The 16088-nt window shown below is 43.0% G+C and carries 8 protein-coding genes; all 8 read right to left on the reverse strand.

The features are described from left to right. Positions 1-432: 432 nt before the first annotated feature. The 8 genes from IEY42_RS18670 to IEY42_RS18705 all read right to left on the reverse strand — a co-directional run bounded on the left by IEY42_RS18670 (position 433) and on the right by IEY42_RS18705 (position 15984). Positions 433-3615, reverse strand: a complete 3183-nt coding sequence (locus IEY42_RS18670) for a type III restriction-modification system endonuclease (RefSeq protein ID WP_188926804.1) — start codon at positions 3613-3615, stop codon at positions 433-435. 10 nt (positions 3616-3625) lie between these two features. Beyond that, positions 3626-5455, reverse strand: coding sequence for a site-specific DNA-methyltransferase (locus IEY42_RS18675; protein ID WP_188926805.1), 1830 nt, complete (start codon positions 5453-5455; stop codon positions 3626-3628). Between the two features lie 66 nt (positions 5456-5521). Beyond that, positions 5522-6448, reverse strand: a complete 927-nt coding sequence (locus tag IEY42_RS18680; RefSeq protein ID WP_188926806.1) for a DUF4391 domain-containing protein — start codon at positions 6446-6448, stop codon at positions 5522-5524. A gap of 13 nt (positions 6449-6461) precedes the next feature. Continuing rightward, a complete protein-coding gene (locus tag IEY42_RS18685; RefSeq protein WP_188926807.1) occupies positions 6462-9872 on the reverse strand; it encodes a helicase-related protein in 3411 nt (1136 codons plus the stop codon). Between the two features lie 5 nt (positions 9873-9877). Then, a complete protein-coding gene (locus tag IEY42_RS18690) occupies positions 9878-10114 on the reverse strand; it encodes an HTH-like domain-containing protein (protein WP_017035588.1) in 237 nt (78 codons plus the stop codon). 376 nt (positions 10115-10490) lie between these two features. Beyond that, positions 10491-13631 carry an efflux RND transporter permease subunit gene (locus IEY42_RS18695; RefSeq protein WP_188926808.1) on the reverse strand — a complete coding sequence of 1047 codons (3141 nt, stop codon included), beginning with the start codon at positions 13629-13631 and terminating at the stop codon, positions 10491-10493. A gap of 74 nt (positions 13632-13705) precedes the next feature. Beyond that, on the reverse strand, positions 13706-14647 hold the full coding sequence (locus tag IEY42_RS18700) for an efflux RND transporter periplasmic adaptor subunit (protein WP_140907666.1): 942 nt from the start codon (positions 14645-14647) through the stop codon (positions 13706-13708). Beyond that, positions 14644-15984: a TolC family protein gene (locus IEY42_RS18705; RefSeq protein WP_188926809.1), complete on the reverse strand. Its 1341-nt coding sequence runs from the start codon at positions 15982-15984 to the stop codon at positions 14644-14646. Before IEY42_RS18705 ends, IEY42_RS18700 begins: the two co-directional genes overlap by 4 nt. Between the last annotated feature and the right edge of the window lie 104 nt (positions 15985-16088).

The raw sequence follows: 16088 nt of genomic DNA on the forward strand, positions 1-16088 counted from the left end.
TAGATATCACTTGCGATGATGCCTTGGGGAACTGTATTCGAGATGCTGATTTTCTTTAATGATTACATTTTCTAGTAACATAACGCAGAAAATTTTGCATGTTTATAACTGTTAAAGTGCATTTTTCGCGTGTTTTAGCGCTTAATCAACGTGTTTTGTACATGATCGTAACAGATTCATGCAAAACTAAGTTTATGCAGCACAATATGCATAAATAGTCACATATCTATCAGTCTTTAATGTTTCACTCTTAATCAGCAAAGAAAACGCAATAGTATGGCTAAAGAGTAAGTAACTCGCTTTTGGACATTTATCAGTTAAAGTTAATGCTCGACTAAAATCAGAATATCCACTTAAACTAAATATTTATTCAAAAACACTCACCCTACGATATAGGCTATTATCGCACTATCTCATAGGGCGAGTGTTTCGTTATTCTTCTAGGTGTATCGCAAAAGTATTATAGCTATCTGCTTTAACAAACTTGGCAGGATTATCTAAAACGTTACCGTGCTTGTCTTGTGATAACGCTTTAAAGTGTTCAATACCACAATCAATTTTGGCTTGCTCAGATGCACGAATGTCGGTAGAGGTCATTTCGGATTTTGTTTCAACAACAAAATAAAGCTGCTCACCCATACCATCTTCTTTATCGATCAATACCGCCCAATCAGGGTTATACCCACCTAATGGTGTGTCAATCTTAAACCAAGCTGGTAATTTAGCATAAAGCTTAACATCCATTGATTCTTCAAGCTTTTCTGCAAATTTAAACTCTGTATCTGAATCACAAATAATGTAATCGTAAACAGATTTGTTCGCCTCAACCATATTTTTAAGATAACCAGTAAGCTCTTCTTCTTGGAACAACTCTTGAGCGTAATATTCTTCATCTCCAATTCTGTGATATGAGATACCATCAACAATAGCTAAACGCATTTGCTTACGGATCACTTCACTAGCAAGTTCGATGAATCGCTGTGGGTTGTTTTTGAATGCTTCTAACTTATCACCTAGTCCAAGCAGAATATCTACCACCGTCTTACGGGTTAGGTTCGTGTTTGATTCAAGATAAGTTACTACGTCTGGAAGTTGGAAGTTGCGATTACGATAGTATTGGATCTTTGACACTTCATCAAAAGTCTCAAGTTCCGCTTCTGTTACCGCTACTTTCACTTTTTTATATTCAAACTTCGCACTAGCTACCGCAACTGACGCTCTGATTTCCTTGATGCACTTCTGTACAAGCTCACCAACACTGAAACTCACTCGATAAGTAGTCTTGTACTTAATTTTGTCCCAGAGTGCTTTAAAATCATCCCCAAGCACGATTTGCTTACCATTATCTTCACGAAGCGTTGCTGTTTTCTTCTCTTCGTGTTTTTTAATGCTTAAGCCTTTAGAAACCTTAGTTAACGTTGCAAGAATCGCATCTGAATGCTCTTGAACACTTTCAGGTAAACTAACCGTATTGTCAGTCAGATCAGTTTTAAGAGAATCTAAGATTTTGCCTTTCTTGTCGATGTAACCTTTATCCGCTAAGTGCTGATAAATCTCTTCTGATTTTTTAGCACCAAGAAACTCCTTAGTGTCATTCTCATCAGAAATAACAATATTTGCAAATTGGTGTTTTTCAACTGCACCAAACTTGATCCCTTCCTCTTCCTCAATCTCTTTTTGAAGAGCTGCAACAAACTGATCATAAGACTCATTCGCCATTACAGTAAGCGTATTAACCTCAAAGCCATACGGTACACGTTCACCCGATTGATCTACTGCTAAACGTAAACCACGACCAATCTCCTGACGTTTCTTCATCACAGAGTTAGTTTCGTTTAGAGTGCAAATTTGGAATACGTTGGGGTTATCCCAACCTTCTTTCAAGGCTGAGTGAGAGAAGATAAATCGAAGCTTTTCATTCATTGATAAAAGCTTTTCTTTGTCCTTCATAATCAAATTATAAGCAGATTCATCAGCAGCCGTTTTACCACCTTCACCTTTTGCTGAAAGTTTTGATTCAGCGAAAATAGGATTACCTGAAGCATCTTTTTTATTATCTTGAGCAAAGTAGCCATTGTGAACTGAACTCGCTAGTTCCTTGAGCGCGTGTTCATTTAGCGTATACTTACCTGTATCATTCTTACCCCCTTCTTTACTCCAGATGTAAGGATACAAAACTCGATACTTTGGCTTTCTGAGCTGTTGTGTAAATTCTTCTTCAAACCACTTGGCAAATTTACCCTGAACTGGCACACCATCACTTGAATAGCCTCGGTAATTCGCTACTTTATCTATGAAGAACAGGCTCAAAACCTTAATACCTCTCTGGCTTAGAATTTTGGAATGATCCATTTCTTCTACGCCAGCCGTAATTTTTCTATAGAATTTCAGCTCTTTTTCAAGGTGTTCTTCAACGGTCTTAGATATTTGTAATCGCTTATAAGTATCTTGATCAACTTCACCTATGGATTGACTTAGTTCTATGATGTCATCACGACTCGTAAAGTCGATATACTCGCTACCTTCTTCGCAGTAAATGTCGTTGATTACATAACCTTCATAAACAGTTCGCCCACCAGAAGCTTCAAATAAATCCGTTCCACTCTTAACTGTGATTGATTTACGTGGTAGTAGCTTTCCTGTTTTAGTTTGAGCGTCAATTTCAATTTTAGCTGTGATTGGCGATTTCTTATTATCAACACTGTTCAGCTTGATATACGCTTGGTTATGGTTGTCTTGAACTTCCAATGAGGCAACTTCAATCTGTTTAACCAGCCTACGCTCATACGCATCTATTGAATCGAGTTTATAAAGCATGTTGAAGTTTTCAGTCAACGTTGCTGAGTATCGGAACGTGCAAAGCGGATTTAAACTCGCAATTGCTTTTTTACGGTTAGCTGTAGATGCCACAGATTGAGGTTCATCAATTAGAACAACAGGATTTGTTGCTTGGATGAACTCAATTGGCTTCATCCCGTTCAGGCGATCATCGGTTCGGTGAATCAGGTTAGCTTTCGTCTCTTTCTCTGGGTCTGTGAAGGATTTACTGAAAGCATCAATGTTGATTACCATGATCTGAATATAATCATTAGTAGCGAAGTTTCTTACCTGCTCACGTTTTGAAGAATCATAGACAAAGTAATCATATTGAACATTCTTATACTCTTTTCTGAAATGCTCTTCAGTCATTTGCAGAGATTTATAAACACCTTCTTTGATTGCCACTGATGGAACAACGATGATGAATTTTGTTAATCCATAACGTTGATTCAGCTCAAAAGCACTTCGCAAGTAAACGTATGTTTTACCTGTACCAGTTTCCATCTCGATAGTAAAATCAAGGCTTGGAAGTGCTTGTTTGGTAGTTTCAGTCTGGGGCAAGCCATTAACTAACTGAACATTACGAGTATTTTCATATAGCTCTTCTGGTAATAAGCTCAAGGCATTAGCAACCCCAATCCCATCATTTCTCTCAAACATATCTGCTTGAACAGCGTTTGATACAGAGAAGTTAGTTTGAAACGTTTCTTGTCCTTCAAATACACCAACAACCGCTTTAATCGCATCTTTTTGGTGAGTAAGATCAGGGTTAAACTTTATCTTCATTTCAGACATAATTTATCCCCTAAATGCTTTTAACATCGTCAATGCCAGCTTGCTTCAAGATCTGAATAGCATTGGTTTTTACGTTGCTATCAGCAAACCCTGCATCTTTGAATACAACTTGGGTAGTTTCTGGATCTAGTTCTTCTTTCAGCTTGGCAATACCTTCGACAGTTTCACCAGTAATTTCATCATCTAAACAAACAATCAAAGCACCTGCACCAACAACAAAGACTTGCTTACCATTTACAGATTTAGTCTCTACCGGTGTCGTTAGATCATAGCCATACTTTAGGAATATTTCATACAGAACATCTTCGCTTGAACGATCAGGCTTGATTGATTCTGTTGCTTGTTGAAGAACCAGTTCAAGATTATCAAAATCAGCATCCCAAGGGCGGATATTTGTTTTATCTAATTTAAAAAACTTTACTCCATATGATTCATTAATATTTTTAATAGCTTTTTTAATTCGAGCAAGACTAATTTCGGAAACGGTTTTAAGACCATCAGTAAATGCTCTGTGTTTATGGTCAATTTTTTCGGGTATTTGCACCATAATAAATTTGGTGTTTATATTATCACTTAAATTTCTTTGTAACACTGCATCTGCAAATGATGATGAACCTGCAAAAAAATCCAATACAATATCATCACCATTAACATTAGATAAATTAAGAAGCATTTTTAATAAACCTGTTGGCTTCGGAGTATCAAAATATTTATCCTTACTAAATATGTCCTTTAATTCATTCGAAGAATCTGTATTTGTAAATGCCTCATAAATAGATCGCTGCACCTTACCTGCAGGCTGGTAAACTTTATGCTGAACACTCCACTCTTCATTTTTATTTTTAATAATACGAACTAAACCTTGTTCTTTTTTTATATTAAATGATGTTTGAGATATTTGCCATGTACCGTTTTTTATTATCGTTCCATCAGGGCATTCAACATCATAGATAATTGGACTTTGGAGACCACCTCGATGAAGAGTATCCCAGTAAAAACTACCATTTTTGTCACTATTTTTATATCTAGTTAAATACTCTCCTTCATAGGGTACTCTCCACTTGCTATGTTGTGCATCTTTATTTTTTGCATAGATCAGAATGTACTCATGATCAATAGCAAGAAATTGAGAGTCATTTCCTCCACCTTTTCTCTTTCTCCAAATGATTTCACCAATAAAATTATCTTCACCGTAAATTTCGTCACACACTTGCTTTAAGTTTTTAACTTCATTTTCATCTATAGAAATAAAAATTACACCATCATCTTTTAATAGGTTTTTAGCTAACCGTAAACGAGGATAAATCATATTCAACCATGCAGAGTGATAACGACCTGATGTGTCGGAGTTTGTACTTAACTTATTACCTTCATTATCTACTTGACCTGTTTGTTCGAGGTAATTTTGAATGTTATCGTGAAAATCATCCTTATAAACAAAGTCTTTACCAGTGTTATATGGTGGATCTATATAGATCATCTTTACTTTTTTATGGTATGACTTCTGAAGTAGCTTCAGCACTTCAAGGTTATCACCCTCGATAAATAGATTTTCAGTCGCATCCCAATTGACGCTTTCCTCTTGGCAGGGGCGTAACGTACCTGTCGATGGTGTTTGTGCGATTTGACGAGCTTTCGTTTTACCATTCCACGTAAAGTTGTAACGCTCTTCTGAGTTGTCAATTTCTTCACCTAAAACAGCTTTTAGTGCTTCAAAATCAATCTTGCCCTCAGAAAATACATCAGGAAAAAGTTGCTTAAGCTGTTCAATGTTTTGCTGTGTGATATCTAAGCTTTTTGCTTCAGGGTTGTTGCCCGTGATTTTTTCTATCTCGCTCATTACTATGCCTTTTAAGTTTTAATTATTGTTCAAATACAATTTTTCAAATTATCTTCACAAATAGAGCTATGCTAATTGAGTTTTTATTGTTGTAATTTCTTGTTTAATCTTGCGTGCTTCAACGTTAAGACGCATTTTCGTATTCATTTGCGCCTCCTTTTTAATCTTGTTTCTTATGCTACTCAGCTCTGCCTCTAAACTTTTCAACTCTTTGAGCAAAGCGGTTTTATCTTCATTACTCTTTTCTGCAAAAGATGCACTGACTTTCGATTGCCTGAATGTATTATATTGTTGTACATCTTCTTGTGATTCAGCTTCGCTATCATTCTGATCAGTTAGAAGATTCTTACCTAAATTATTTTTATAGAGATAACGACCTGAAATCTTGCTTGTTTCTAAACCTAGAATCATTGAAATGAAGTCTTGATAAAGCTCAAAGTAGTTAAGGCTTGAAACATTTTTCAGTGAAAAATCATTAAGAAAATTATTCTCATTTTCAGTTAAGCCCGTTGAGCTTAACCAATCACTGTTGTAGATATGCTCAATAACCAGCTTACTCTTGTCTGCTTGGTTGATACGCTTATCGGCTAGGCTTATCGCTAGTTCTTCACCTAGTTTTAAAAGTAAAATCAGTGGATAAGGAATCAGCGTATGTAAGAGCTTGGCTACATTCTTGAGTTTGGTTTTATTCTTGATCTCACTTTTCAGTACAACACGAATTACCGCTATTTCTATGTACTCAACGGTATCAGTTACATAAATAGGAACATTGAGAGTTTCTGGCTTAAGAGTGTTCTGCCACTCGATAGATTGAATAACGTTCGTTACTAGCTTTTTGTCATGGCTAGTCAGATCATTGTTATCCACCAGCATCTTCTTAGTGATACGAGTGCCAAGGAACGTTGAATCAGGAAGGGCTAAATTCTCACAAACCTTTTCAATCAAACTGCTATGTTCTGTTTTATCGTTATTTCTAAAGTTAATTTGCTCCATTACAGCTATGCTCCTAAAGAATGACCATGTAGCTAACAACTTCAAAATCATTGACGTTTTGAGTGCTTGATGCAGATAAGACCGTTCCACCTCTATTGAAGAGGCTCGTTGCTCCAATCTCTTCACTCTTACCTGCAATATTTTCTACCGCTTTAGCGAGAAGGTTCTGGTAATGCTTCATTTGTTTACCATTTTGAGAACGTCTTGCAAAATGATTGTAAGCGTCTGTTGATTGGTCAATATTGGTTAACTCTGAGCCTAGTTTTTTACATAGATCGAGGATCTGTTTTGACTGAGTAAACGAAAGTAAAATTTCTTCTTCATCAGAAATATAGACAAGATAGTAAGGTGCAAGTGAATAGCTTTCCTCAACCTGAACCTTTCCTTTAATGTCTTTTAGGCAAAAGATGACCCCTGATTCAATCTCATCGCGCACTTGTGAAAAATCAGCAGTCAATTGACTCGACTCAGATGTAGCTGCTTCTTTGCTAATAACAACAGGTGCAAATAAGCCAATCGGTGACCGTTCTAATAGTTCTTGTCCACTGGTTGGTGGGGAAATGTCATCACCTTCGCGACTTAGCTCTTTATTGCTCAAGAAGCCTGACAAGTCCATTCTAAAATCATTGAGTGTCAAATCAGTGATAGATACACCACCTGACATTTCTTCAAGATCAACTACCGCATTTTGCAGTTGCTCAAGCTGTTTTCTACGGTATTCTAAATCATTCATTCCTTTATTTTGCTTAGAGTCTTGTTCGCTATCGGTTTCGATCAGGTTCTCTTCACCAGTTGCTGAAATATCTAGCAACACCATTCTTCCGCTAACTCTTGCTTCAAGGTTGATATACTCATCCAACTCCATGTTAGGCCAAAAGTTAACCAGCTGGATCACATCATTCACCGAGCCTAAACGGTCTATACGCCCAAAGCGTTGAATGATACGAACAGGGTTCCAGTGAATGTCGTAGTTGATTAGGTAATCACAGTCCTGAAGGTTTTGGCCTTCTGAGATGCAATCTGTAGCAATAAGCACATCGATTTCTTCTTTAAACTCAGGAAAGATTTTTTCACGCTCTTTAGAGCGAGGTGAGAAGTGAGTTAAAAGGCTATTCAAGTCAGTTTTGAACTTTTTACCATCTCGACCATTGTGGCTAGGAGTAAGTAAGGTCGTTTCTGTTCGTTGACCTGTGATAATGGCAGAGTGGAGCCCCAGCTCGTGTGAAGCCCATGATGAAAGGTTTTTGTATAGGTACTCTGCGGTATCGGCAAAAGCAGTAAAGATAATAACTTTTTTATTATCACCATTTATTGGATTATTACATTTCTCTAGATACGCTTCTTTCAACATTGAAAGCTTGGCATCACGATCTGAGTTAATGCTTTTTGAAACTCTAACGATTTCTTGAAGGAATACTCTATCAGCTTCAAGATCTTGAGCGAATCGAACCAAATCCATATCTTGAATACGAACTTTAGTTTTATTACCAATTAGATATGGAGAGAGTTCTGGAGAGTTAAATTCTAGATCATCAATCTCTTCAATTGGTGGAGCAACAAACTCTTCTGTTAATTCATCACTAGCTATTTGTTTATTGATATTGAGCTTAATGTTAGCGTTAAAATTATGGATTTTGTTTAGTAATGTATCTACCTGAGTTAGCACTTTTTCTGATGTTAGCGTAAACGAATGAATTGAGCTTTCCATACGCTTAAGCAGGTTGATACGGATAAGGTGGATCAAGCTTTCTTCACGGTCTACTTGCTTAAATACACTTTTACCGCCTTTAACCTCTTGGTCATAGCGTCTCGCATACTGCGCTTTCTTATCCATTCTCACATATTTCATAGGTGAGTAGAACGCAAGTGATAACCTTCTAATGGTCTTATTCACTTCTTCCAATGGTGGGAACTGGTCTTTAAGATCAATTGATGCTTTTAGGTTTACAGGTAATAATCTGGTCGGAAACTTCCCTATATCAGCCGTTCCATAATACTTTTCAATGTGCTTACGTGAACGAGCTATTGTATAAATATCCAGCAACTTGAAATAATCGAAATTCATCGAGTCTAAAAGGTCTTTCGATGTTCGAATATCAGGATCTTGTTCAGCCCACTTAGAGAAGCGAGTTTGAGCTTGTCTTAGCGTCCCTTCAATACTGTTGATACCGTGATCATGTAAAGCTTGGTCATTCGCCTCAGTGATAAACGCTACTTGGTTTTTCATATCATTTAAACGGTTATTTACAGGCGTAGCAGAAAGCATCAATACCTTCGTTTTTACCCCTGCCTGAATGATATCTTCAAGTAATCTCTGATAACGGTTTCGACCATCTTTTTTGGGATTGTTGTTTCTGAAGTTATGAGATTCATCTATCACTACAAGGTCATAGTTGCCCCAGTTGATAGTTTCAAGATTAATATCACCAGAATAACCGCCTGTTCTACTCATATCTGTATGGTTAAGAACATCGTAGTTAAAGCGGTCACTAGAAAGTAAGTTTCTTTTGTCGTTTTGCGTGTAGATTAGCCAGTTATCACGTAGCTTTTTAGGACAAAGTACAAGCACTTTATCATTGCGAAGCTCGTAATATTTGATTACAGCAAGAGCTTCAAATGTTTTACCTAAACCAACACTATCAGCGATGATACAACCGTTGAAATGCTCAAGTTTGTCGATTGCACCTAATACACCATCTTTCTGAAACTTGTACAGCTTGTTCCAAACAATCGTATCTTTAAAACCTGTTTTAGTTTTTAAGATCTTGTCTTCTTGCAGATCACCCACAAAGTCTTTAAAAATATTATATAACGTAATGAAATAGATAAACTGAGGTGTTTGATCAGAAGTGAATTTGGCAAGTTCCGCTTGTAGAAGCGCCTTTGCGTCCTTAACTTGTGCTTTGCTTCCCCAAACTCTATTAAAGAACCCTAAAAGCTCTTTAGCTTGTTCAGCATTGGCAAGACTAATCATATCAAAGCCATTCGACTCTGTTAATCCAATACCTTGACCATTGAATTGAGCACCGTTTATTGCAATTGATTCTGAATGTGAATTTACGTGCGTAATGTGCTGATGAACAGCTCCAGCTTGTTGCACTAAACGAACGGATACCTTTTCCTCTAACCAATGAGCAAACTCTTGTGCTATTGCTTTCTGATTTAACTGATTACGGAACTTGTTTTCTAATGCAGAACCATTCAGCGCACCGAAAGGTGATTCACTACCTAGTGAATCAAATGAATCAAACCCTTTAGCTTGAGAGAATAACAATCGTGCTGAATCTAACTGACTCAACGAATCTTTTAGATGATCGAAAGCATAGATTGAGAAAAGCCCTGTCATTACAGACAGCTTATCGTTAGCTTGAATCGAATTGGAAAGCGTTTCTGATACTTTAGTTGTTACGTTATCAATTAGCATACTGACTATATCTTCCTTGTATCTAAACCAGCAGCTTTTAGCCGTGAGGTAAGGTTTCTCATCTTACTAAACTCTGTGCCATAGCTAGGTTTTATCCCCAACTCTTCACAAAATTCTCTTGCGGTAAGATTACTTAGTTCATCAGCATATTTGATAGATTGTAGACAGAACTCCGTCATGTACTGATTACGAGGTGCTGAAGCGAGTGCCAGCTTGATTTCTTCTATAATTTCTTTGTTCATAACGTATCCAATACGGGTCGAAACAACTTTTAGCTATTTTAGCTATTGGATAATATCTAAATATTGAATAATTATGTAGGTTGAATAATCGTAGTAATTAAGCTTTCAAACGAATAATGGGGCAAAAATGTGCTAACTCTTAATCCGCACATTCACCAAAAGAGCCAAAAAATATCAAACTATTATATAAATGATCAAACATTATTAAGAATTATCAAACTATTATATAAACGCACAGCAGTGCGTCGATGACATCAGCGGACCGAACGTGATGTATAAAAGCGGTAATTTGTTTCATGTAAATACTCCAAAAAAGTGTCGTCATTGCTGTTGGATGGATCGCGACAATCGGTTGGGTGCCGCGATCCTGAGGGTGTCACTGAGCGATCGGATCGCCGTTGTCATCAATCTCTTTTGGCTTTCGCCAAGCCAGTCGATAAAGGCCGGGAAGTACCAATAGAGTGAGTAACGTGGATGAGATAATGCCGCCGATGACTACCGTGGCCAGTGGTCTTTGGACTTCTGCTCCAGTGCTGGTGTTGAGTGCCATCGGCAAGAAGCCTAATGCAGCCACCAGAGCGACCATCAAAATCGGCCGCAATCTCAACATGGCGCCGCCCTGAATCGCCTGCTCGACGGATTCACCCCGATTGAGCTCATCTCGAAAGGCCGACACCATCATGACCCCCGTCAGTACAGAAACCCCGCATAAGGTAATAAACCCAACGCCGGCTGTGATCGAGAGGGGAATATCTCTTAACCACAAGGCGATAACGCCACCGGTCAGCGCCAGCGGTACGCCACTGAAGACCAATGCCGCATCTTTTGCCGAACCAAAGGTCATCATCAACAGTGCAAAAATCATCACCAAAGTGACGGGGACAAGCAGGCTTAACCGCTGCGAGGCCGATTGCAGTTGCTCAAAGGTGCCTCCATACTCCAGCCAATAGCCGGGCGGCAATTTCACCTGCTGCGCAACTTTGCCCTGAACTTCAGCCACAAAACCACCCAAATCACGACCGCGAACGTTCGCGCTGACAACCAGTCGCCGCTTGCCGTTTTCGCGAGAGATCTGATTAGGTCCAGGGGCCAGCGTGAGACTGGCCACTTCCCGCAGCGGTACGTAGCCGCCCTCTGGCAGCGGTATCGGCAAACGTTCCAACGCGCGCAAGTCGCCCCTTATGCCCTCGGCCACTCGCACCACTATCGAAAACCGCTGGTCGCCCTCAAAGATCAGGCCGGCCTCTTCACCACCCGTGGCGGCGGCGACTACGTCCTGCACATCGGCGACATTCAAGCCATAGCGATACATGGCTGAACGGTCGGCATTAATGGACAGAATAGGCAAGCCGGACACCTGCTCGACCTTAACCTCTTCGGCGCCCTCAATACCGTTCAATACCGCCGCGATTTCGCCGCCCGATTTAAGCAGTTGCGTCAAATCGTCACCAAACACCTTGATCCCGAGATCGGAACGCACACCTGAAATCAACTCGTTGAAGCGAAGTTGGATCGGCTGGCTGATCTCATAGGCATTTCCCGGCAACAACGTCAGTTTCTCACCAATTTCTTCTAACAGCTGCGCTTTGGTTTTATCAGAATCGGGCCATTCACTGCGATCCTTGAGCATGACATAGCCATCGGAAATGTTGGGTCCCATGGGGTCACTGGCAACTTCGGCCGTGCCGACGCGTGCGAAGTAGGTTTTGACTTCACGGATTTCCAGCACCGCTTTTTCCAATTGAAACTGCATATCCAGAGATTGAGTGAGACTGGTACCCGGTATTCGCAGCGCCTGGATGGCAATATCGCCCTCATCCAGATTCGGGATAAATTCCGTACCCATCCGCGTTGCCAGTGCGCCGACCAAAACCACAAAGATCAGGGCCGCAGACAATACGAGTACGCGAAATTTGAGTGCCCACGCCAAAACCGGGGCGTAAAACCGTTTGGAGTGGCGAACAATAAAATTGTCCTTCTCCTCGATATGCCCCGTCATAAACAGCGCCACGGCGGCAGGGACGAAGGTGAGTGACAGCACCAACGCAGACAGCAAGGCTATGATTACCGCCATGGCCATGGGCGTAAACATTTTGCCTTCCACGCCGGTTAGCGCCAGGATGGGTAAGTTCACCAGAATCACTACCAATACGCTGATCAGACTTGGTGTAAATACCTCGCGGGTGGCCGCAAACACCGTCTGAAGGCGCTCGTCCAGTTTTAAGGTACGCCCAAGATGGTGTTGCCGCCCGGCCAAGCGCAAGATACAGTTTTCGACAATGATCACCGCGCCATCCACAATCAAGCCAAAATCGAGTGCGCCCAAACTCATCAGATTGGCACTGACCTTGGTTTGCACCATGCCTGTCATCAACATCAACATTGACAAAGGGATCACCATTGCGGTGAGTAAGGCCGCCCGGACATTGCCGAGCATGACCAGGAGCACGACGACAACCAAAATCGCGCCTTCGACCAGGTTGGTCTGTACCGTGGAAATGGTTTTATCGACCAGTACTGTACGGTTATAAACCGGCTCTGCAACCACGCCTTCGGGCAGTGTTTTGTTGATCTCCAGCAACTTGGCCGACACCGCTTGGGAAACCGTCCGGCTGTTGCCGCCCAGTAGCATGACGGCGGTACCCAAGACCGTCTCCTCGCCATCGAGCGTCGCAGCACCGGTGCGCAATTCCTTGCCGAATCCCACCTCGGCCACGTCAGCCACGGTTATGGGTAGGCCGTCACGACGGGCGACGATGATTTTTTCGATCGCCGGGATGTCAGCTACCTGTCCGGGGGCACGAATCAGGTATTGTTCGCCATTTTTTTCGATATATCCGGCACCGATGTTGGCGTTGTTTTTCTCCAATGCCGCCACCAGATCATCGAAGCTGAGCTGGTAGGCCAGCAGTTTTGACGGTTCCGGGGTGACGTGGAACTGCTTTTCAAAGCCGCCAATGGTATTGACTTCGGTAACACCTGGAACCAGGCGCAATTGCGGACGTATCACCCAATCCTGCAAGGTGCGTAAGGCCGTCGCATCATACGGCTCACCATTTTCCATCAAGGCGCCCGGTTTCGCATGCACCGCATAGTGAAAGATTTCACCGAGGCCTGTGGCAACGGGTCCCATCGCCGGATCGATTCCCGAAGGCATCTCGCTTTTCGCCTGCTGCAAGCGCTCGTTGATAAGATTGCGGGCAAAGTAAATGTCCGTGCCTTTTTCAAACACCACGGTCACCTGAGACAGGGCATAGCGTGATATCGAACGGGTACTCTCAACATAGGGCAACCCCGTGATCGCCAGTTCTACCAGGTAGGTAATGCGTTGCTCCACTTCCAGCGGTGAGTAGCCTGGGGCTTCTGTATTGATTTGCACCTGGACATTGGTGATATCGGGTACCGCGTCAATGGGTAGCTGCTGATAGTTCCAGACACCCAGGGCGCCCGTTACCAGCACCAGAAACATCACCAGCCAGCGGCGTGCGATGGAAAATTGAATGAGTTTATCGATCATCACACACTCCTTCGTTGAGCGGCGATAGAATGCTGCTCCGGCCGATGGAATCCAGAATGTCTTTCAGGGAGCTATTAATCATCATCGCCAACCTCCCCTTTACCCAATTCCGCTTTCAAAATAAAACTGTTTTTGCTGACATACACTTCATCTGCGGACAGACCTGCCACCACTTCGGTTAGCTCACCGTCGGTTCGCCCCAAAGTCACTGTACGTGCTTCAAAACCTTCCTCACCCCGAACAAAAACGACAGGGTTATCCTCGACGATTTGCAAGGCTTCGTTGCGGATCACCATTGGAGCGGCTATTTCGGCGCGGGTGATTTGCGCGTTGACAAAGAGACCGGGTTTCCAAATGCCATTCGGGTTGTCGATCAAAGCGCGCGCCATAATGGCCTGATTACCAGTTTGGCCAAGCGGCGCAATATAGATGATTTTTCCCTCTGCGATATGGGTCGAATCGAGACTGAGAATGCGAACCCGCTGGCCTAATTCAACCTGAGCAACATCCTTGGGAAAAACCGACAGCTCCACCCAAACCGTTGAGAAATCCTGTACTACCAACAACGGGATATCCGTAGTGTGCTCGCCAGCGTTTGCATTACGCTGGGTAACGGCACCATTGAGTGCGGATACTATCGAATAGGTTTTCAGACTTTCATTCGCTTCCACAGTCACCAGGGGTTCGCCTTTGCGAACCGGATCACCAACACTTTTTTTAACTTCCCGAATAACGCCGTCGAAGCGTGCCGTTACCGACTGTACACGCTCTGCGTTGGTGGCGACGACGCCATATACTGGCAAAACATCGCGGATGGTGCCCGAGGTAACGGTTGCCAGCGTAATGCCGGCATGTTTTATCTGCTCCTGGGTCAGCTCGACGTGGCCTTCTTCACCGTGCTCTTCCTCTTCTCCGTGACCCGTCTCGGCGAAAGTTTGTCCAGACAACAGGGTGATCGCAAAGCAACACGTAATTAGACGGATAAATGATTTTTTTAACTGGGTATTTGATTTCATTGTGGGGTTCCTGAAAATGTGTTGTCTTCGCCATACTGTGTCAAGGCCAAGGGCTCTGCTGTTAGCTGCTCAATTTCTGCACCATAGGTTAAGGCGGCTGCGGCCGCTTCGATCTGGGTGCGCCTGGCGCTCAATAATTCCTGCCGCGCGCTGACATAGTCGAGATACCCGTAGCGACCGCGTTGATAGGCCGCCTGAGTTTCTACTAGGGCCTGCTCAAGGGCGGGAATGATGGCGGTGCGCAGTGCCTCTACCGCGACAATGGCTTGTTTGCGGTTGTGAAAAGCCCGGAACAGTTGCGTGTGTAGATCCAGCAGCATTACATCGCGCTCTGCCAACACCTGATTTTTTTCGGCCAAAGCGGTCGAAACGGCGCCGACATTTCGCTTGCCGGAAAACAACGGCATGCTGAAACCCGCTACCAACGCGGTGTCATCGGTTTCCAGCAAGCGACGAACCCCCACCGACCAACTGATATCGGCACTGGATTGGGTTTGAGCAAGGCGTATTTCTGCTTCTTTGAGGCGGGACTCTGCTGCGAATACTTCTATCGCAGGATTTTTTTCAACTTTGGCGTACAACAGGTCGAATGCCACGTCCTCGCCAAACTGGAATAGATCACCTTCCACTTTGTCAAAGTCCGGTGAGGTTACCCCCCACAGGGCAGACAACGACACTTTCAAATAAGCAAGCCGTTGCTGCTCCGAAAGCAAAGCGAGCTTCGCTTGCTCGGCAGCGGCCTGTGCCCGTTTGACTTCCGCCTCGGGTGTCGCTCCCGCCGTAGCCCGCTTTTTCACAATGCGTAAGCTCTCGCTCGCCAACTGGGCGGCCTCGCCAGCCAGGGTGACCTGCTCCTGTGCCGCTAGCACATCGACGTAACGGCGGGTGACTTCGCCCAATAAGGCCAAGGATTCCACCTGTCGGCTGGCATTGAGCACCGACCGACTGTAGGAGATTACGCCTTGCCGTGCCGCGCGCTTATCCCCCATTTCGATGACCGAAGACAGCGCAATGGTGAGTTCAGCACCACCTGCGCCGCTGAAGTCCCCAGTGCCCCCGACATTTTCAGCGTCAAATCCCAGCTCATACGCCGGTCTTAACCCGGCTGTTTCGGCCTGCCCTTGAAGGGCTGCGTAGCGGTAGGGAAAAACTTTCAAAGACGGGTTTTGTGACAGGGAGCGCTGCACCGCATTGGTCAGCGTGATCGTTGAGTCCCCAGGCTCGGCGCTAAGCCCCGACGAAGAAATGAAAAATAATAAACTGAACAGAATACATCGGCTTTTGATATTCCTCCGCCCCAAAGCGCCAGAACCCGGCGCAGTACGTATTGATAGCATATGGTAGATCCTACTTATTTAAGATAATTCAAACCGCGCGTTGCAACGATAACGGCAACACAGAAAAAACATAATCGGTAAAATCAGGCGATTGGAGGGCGGTA

It is taken from the genome of Shewanella algicola (assembly GCF_014648035.1).
Lineage (GTDB): Bacteria > Pseudomonadota > Gammaproteobacteria > Enterobacterales > Shewanellaceae > Shewanella > Shewanella algicola.

What these genes read in the sequence shown, in the direction of transcription:
- IEY42_RS18705 (WP_188926809.1), bottom strand. Translation starts at nt 15,984, where the DNA reads ATGCTATCAATACGTACTGCGCCGGGTTCTGGCGCTTTGGGGCGGAGG.
- IEY42_RS18690 (WP_017035588.1), bottom strand. Translation starts at nt 10,114, where the DNA reads ATGAACAAAGAAATTATAGAAGAAATCAAGCTGGCACTCGCTTCAGCA.
- IEY42_RS18675 (WP_188926805.1), bottom strand. Translation starts at nt 5,455, where the DNA reads ATGAGCGAGATAGAAAAAATCACGGGCAACAACCCTGAAGCAAAAAGC.
- IEY42_RS18680 (WP_188926806.1), bottom strand. Translation starts at nt 6,448, where the DNA reads ATGGAGCAAATTAACTTTAGAAATAACGATAAAACAGAACATAGCAGT.
- IEY42_RS18685 (WP_188926807.1), bottom strand. Translation starts at nt 9,872, where the DNA reads ATGCTAATTGATAACGTAACAACTAAAGTATCAGAAACGCTTTCCAAT.
- IEY42_RS18695 (WP_188926808.1), bottom strand. Translation starts at nt 13,631, where the DNA reads ATGATCGATAAACTCATTCAATTTTCCATCGCACGCCGCTGGCTGGTG.
- IEY42_RS18670 (WP_188926804.1), bottom strand. Translation starts at nt 3,615, where the DNA reads ATGTCTGAAATGAAGATAAAGTTTAACCCTGATCTTACTCACCAAAAA.
- IEY42_RS18700 (WP_140907666.1), bottom strand. Translation starts at nt 14,647, where the DNA reads ATGAAATCAAATACCCAGTTAAAAAAATCATTTATCCGTCTAATTACG.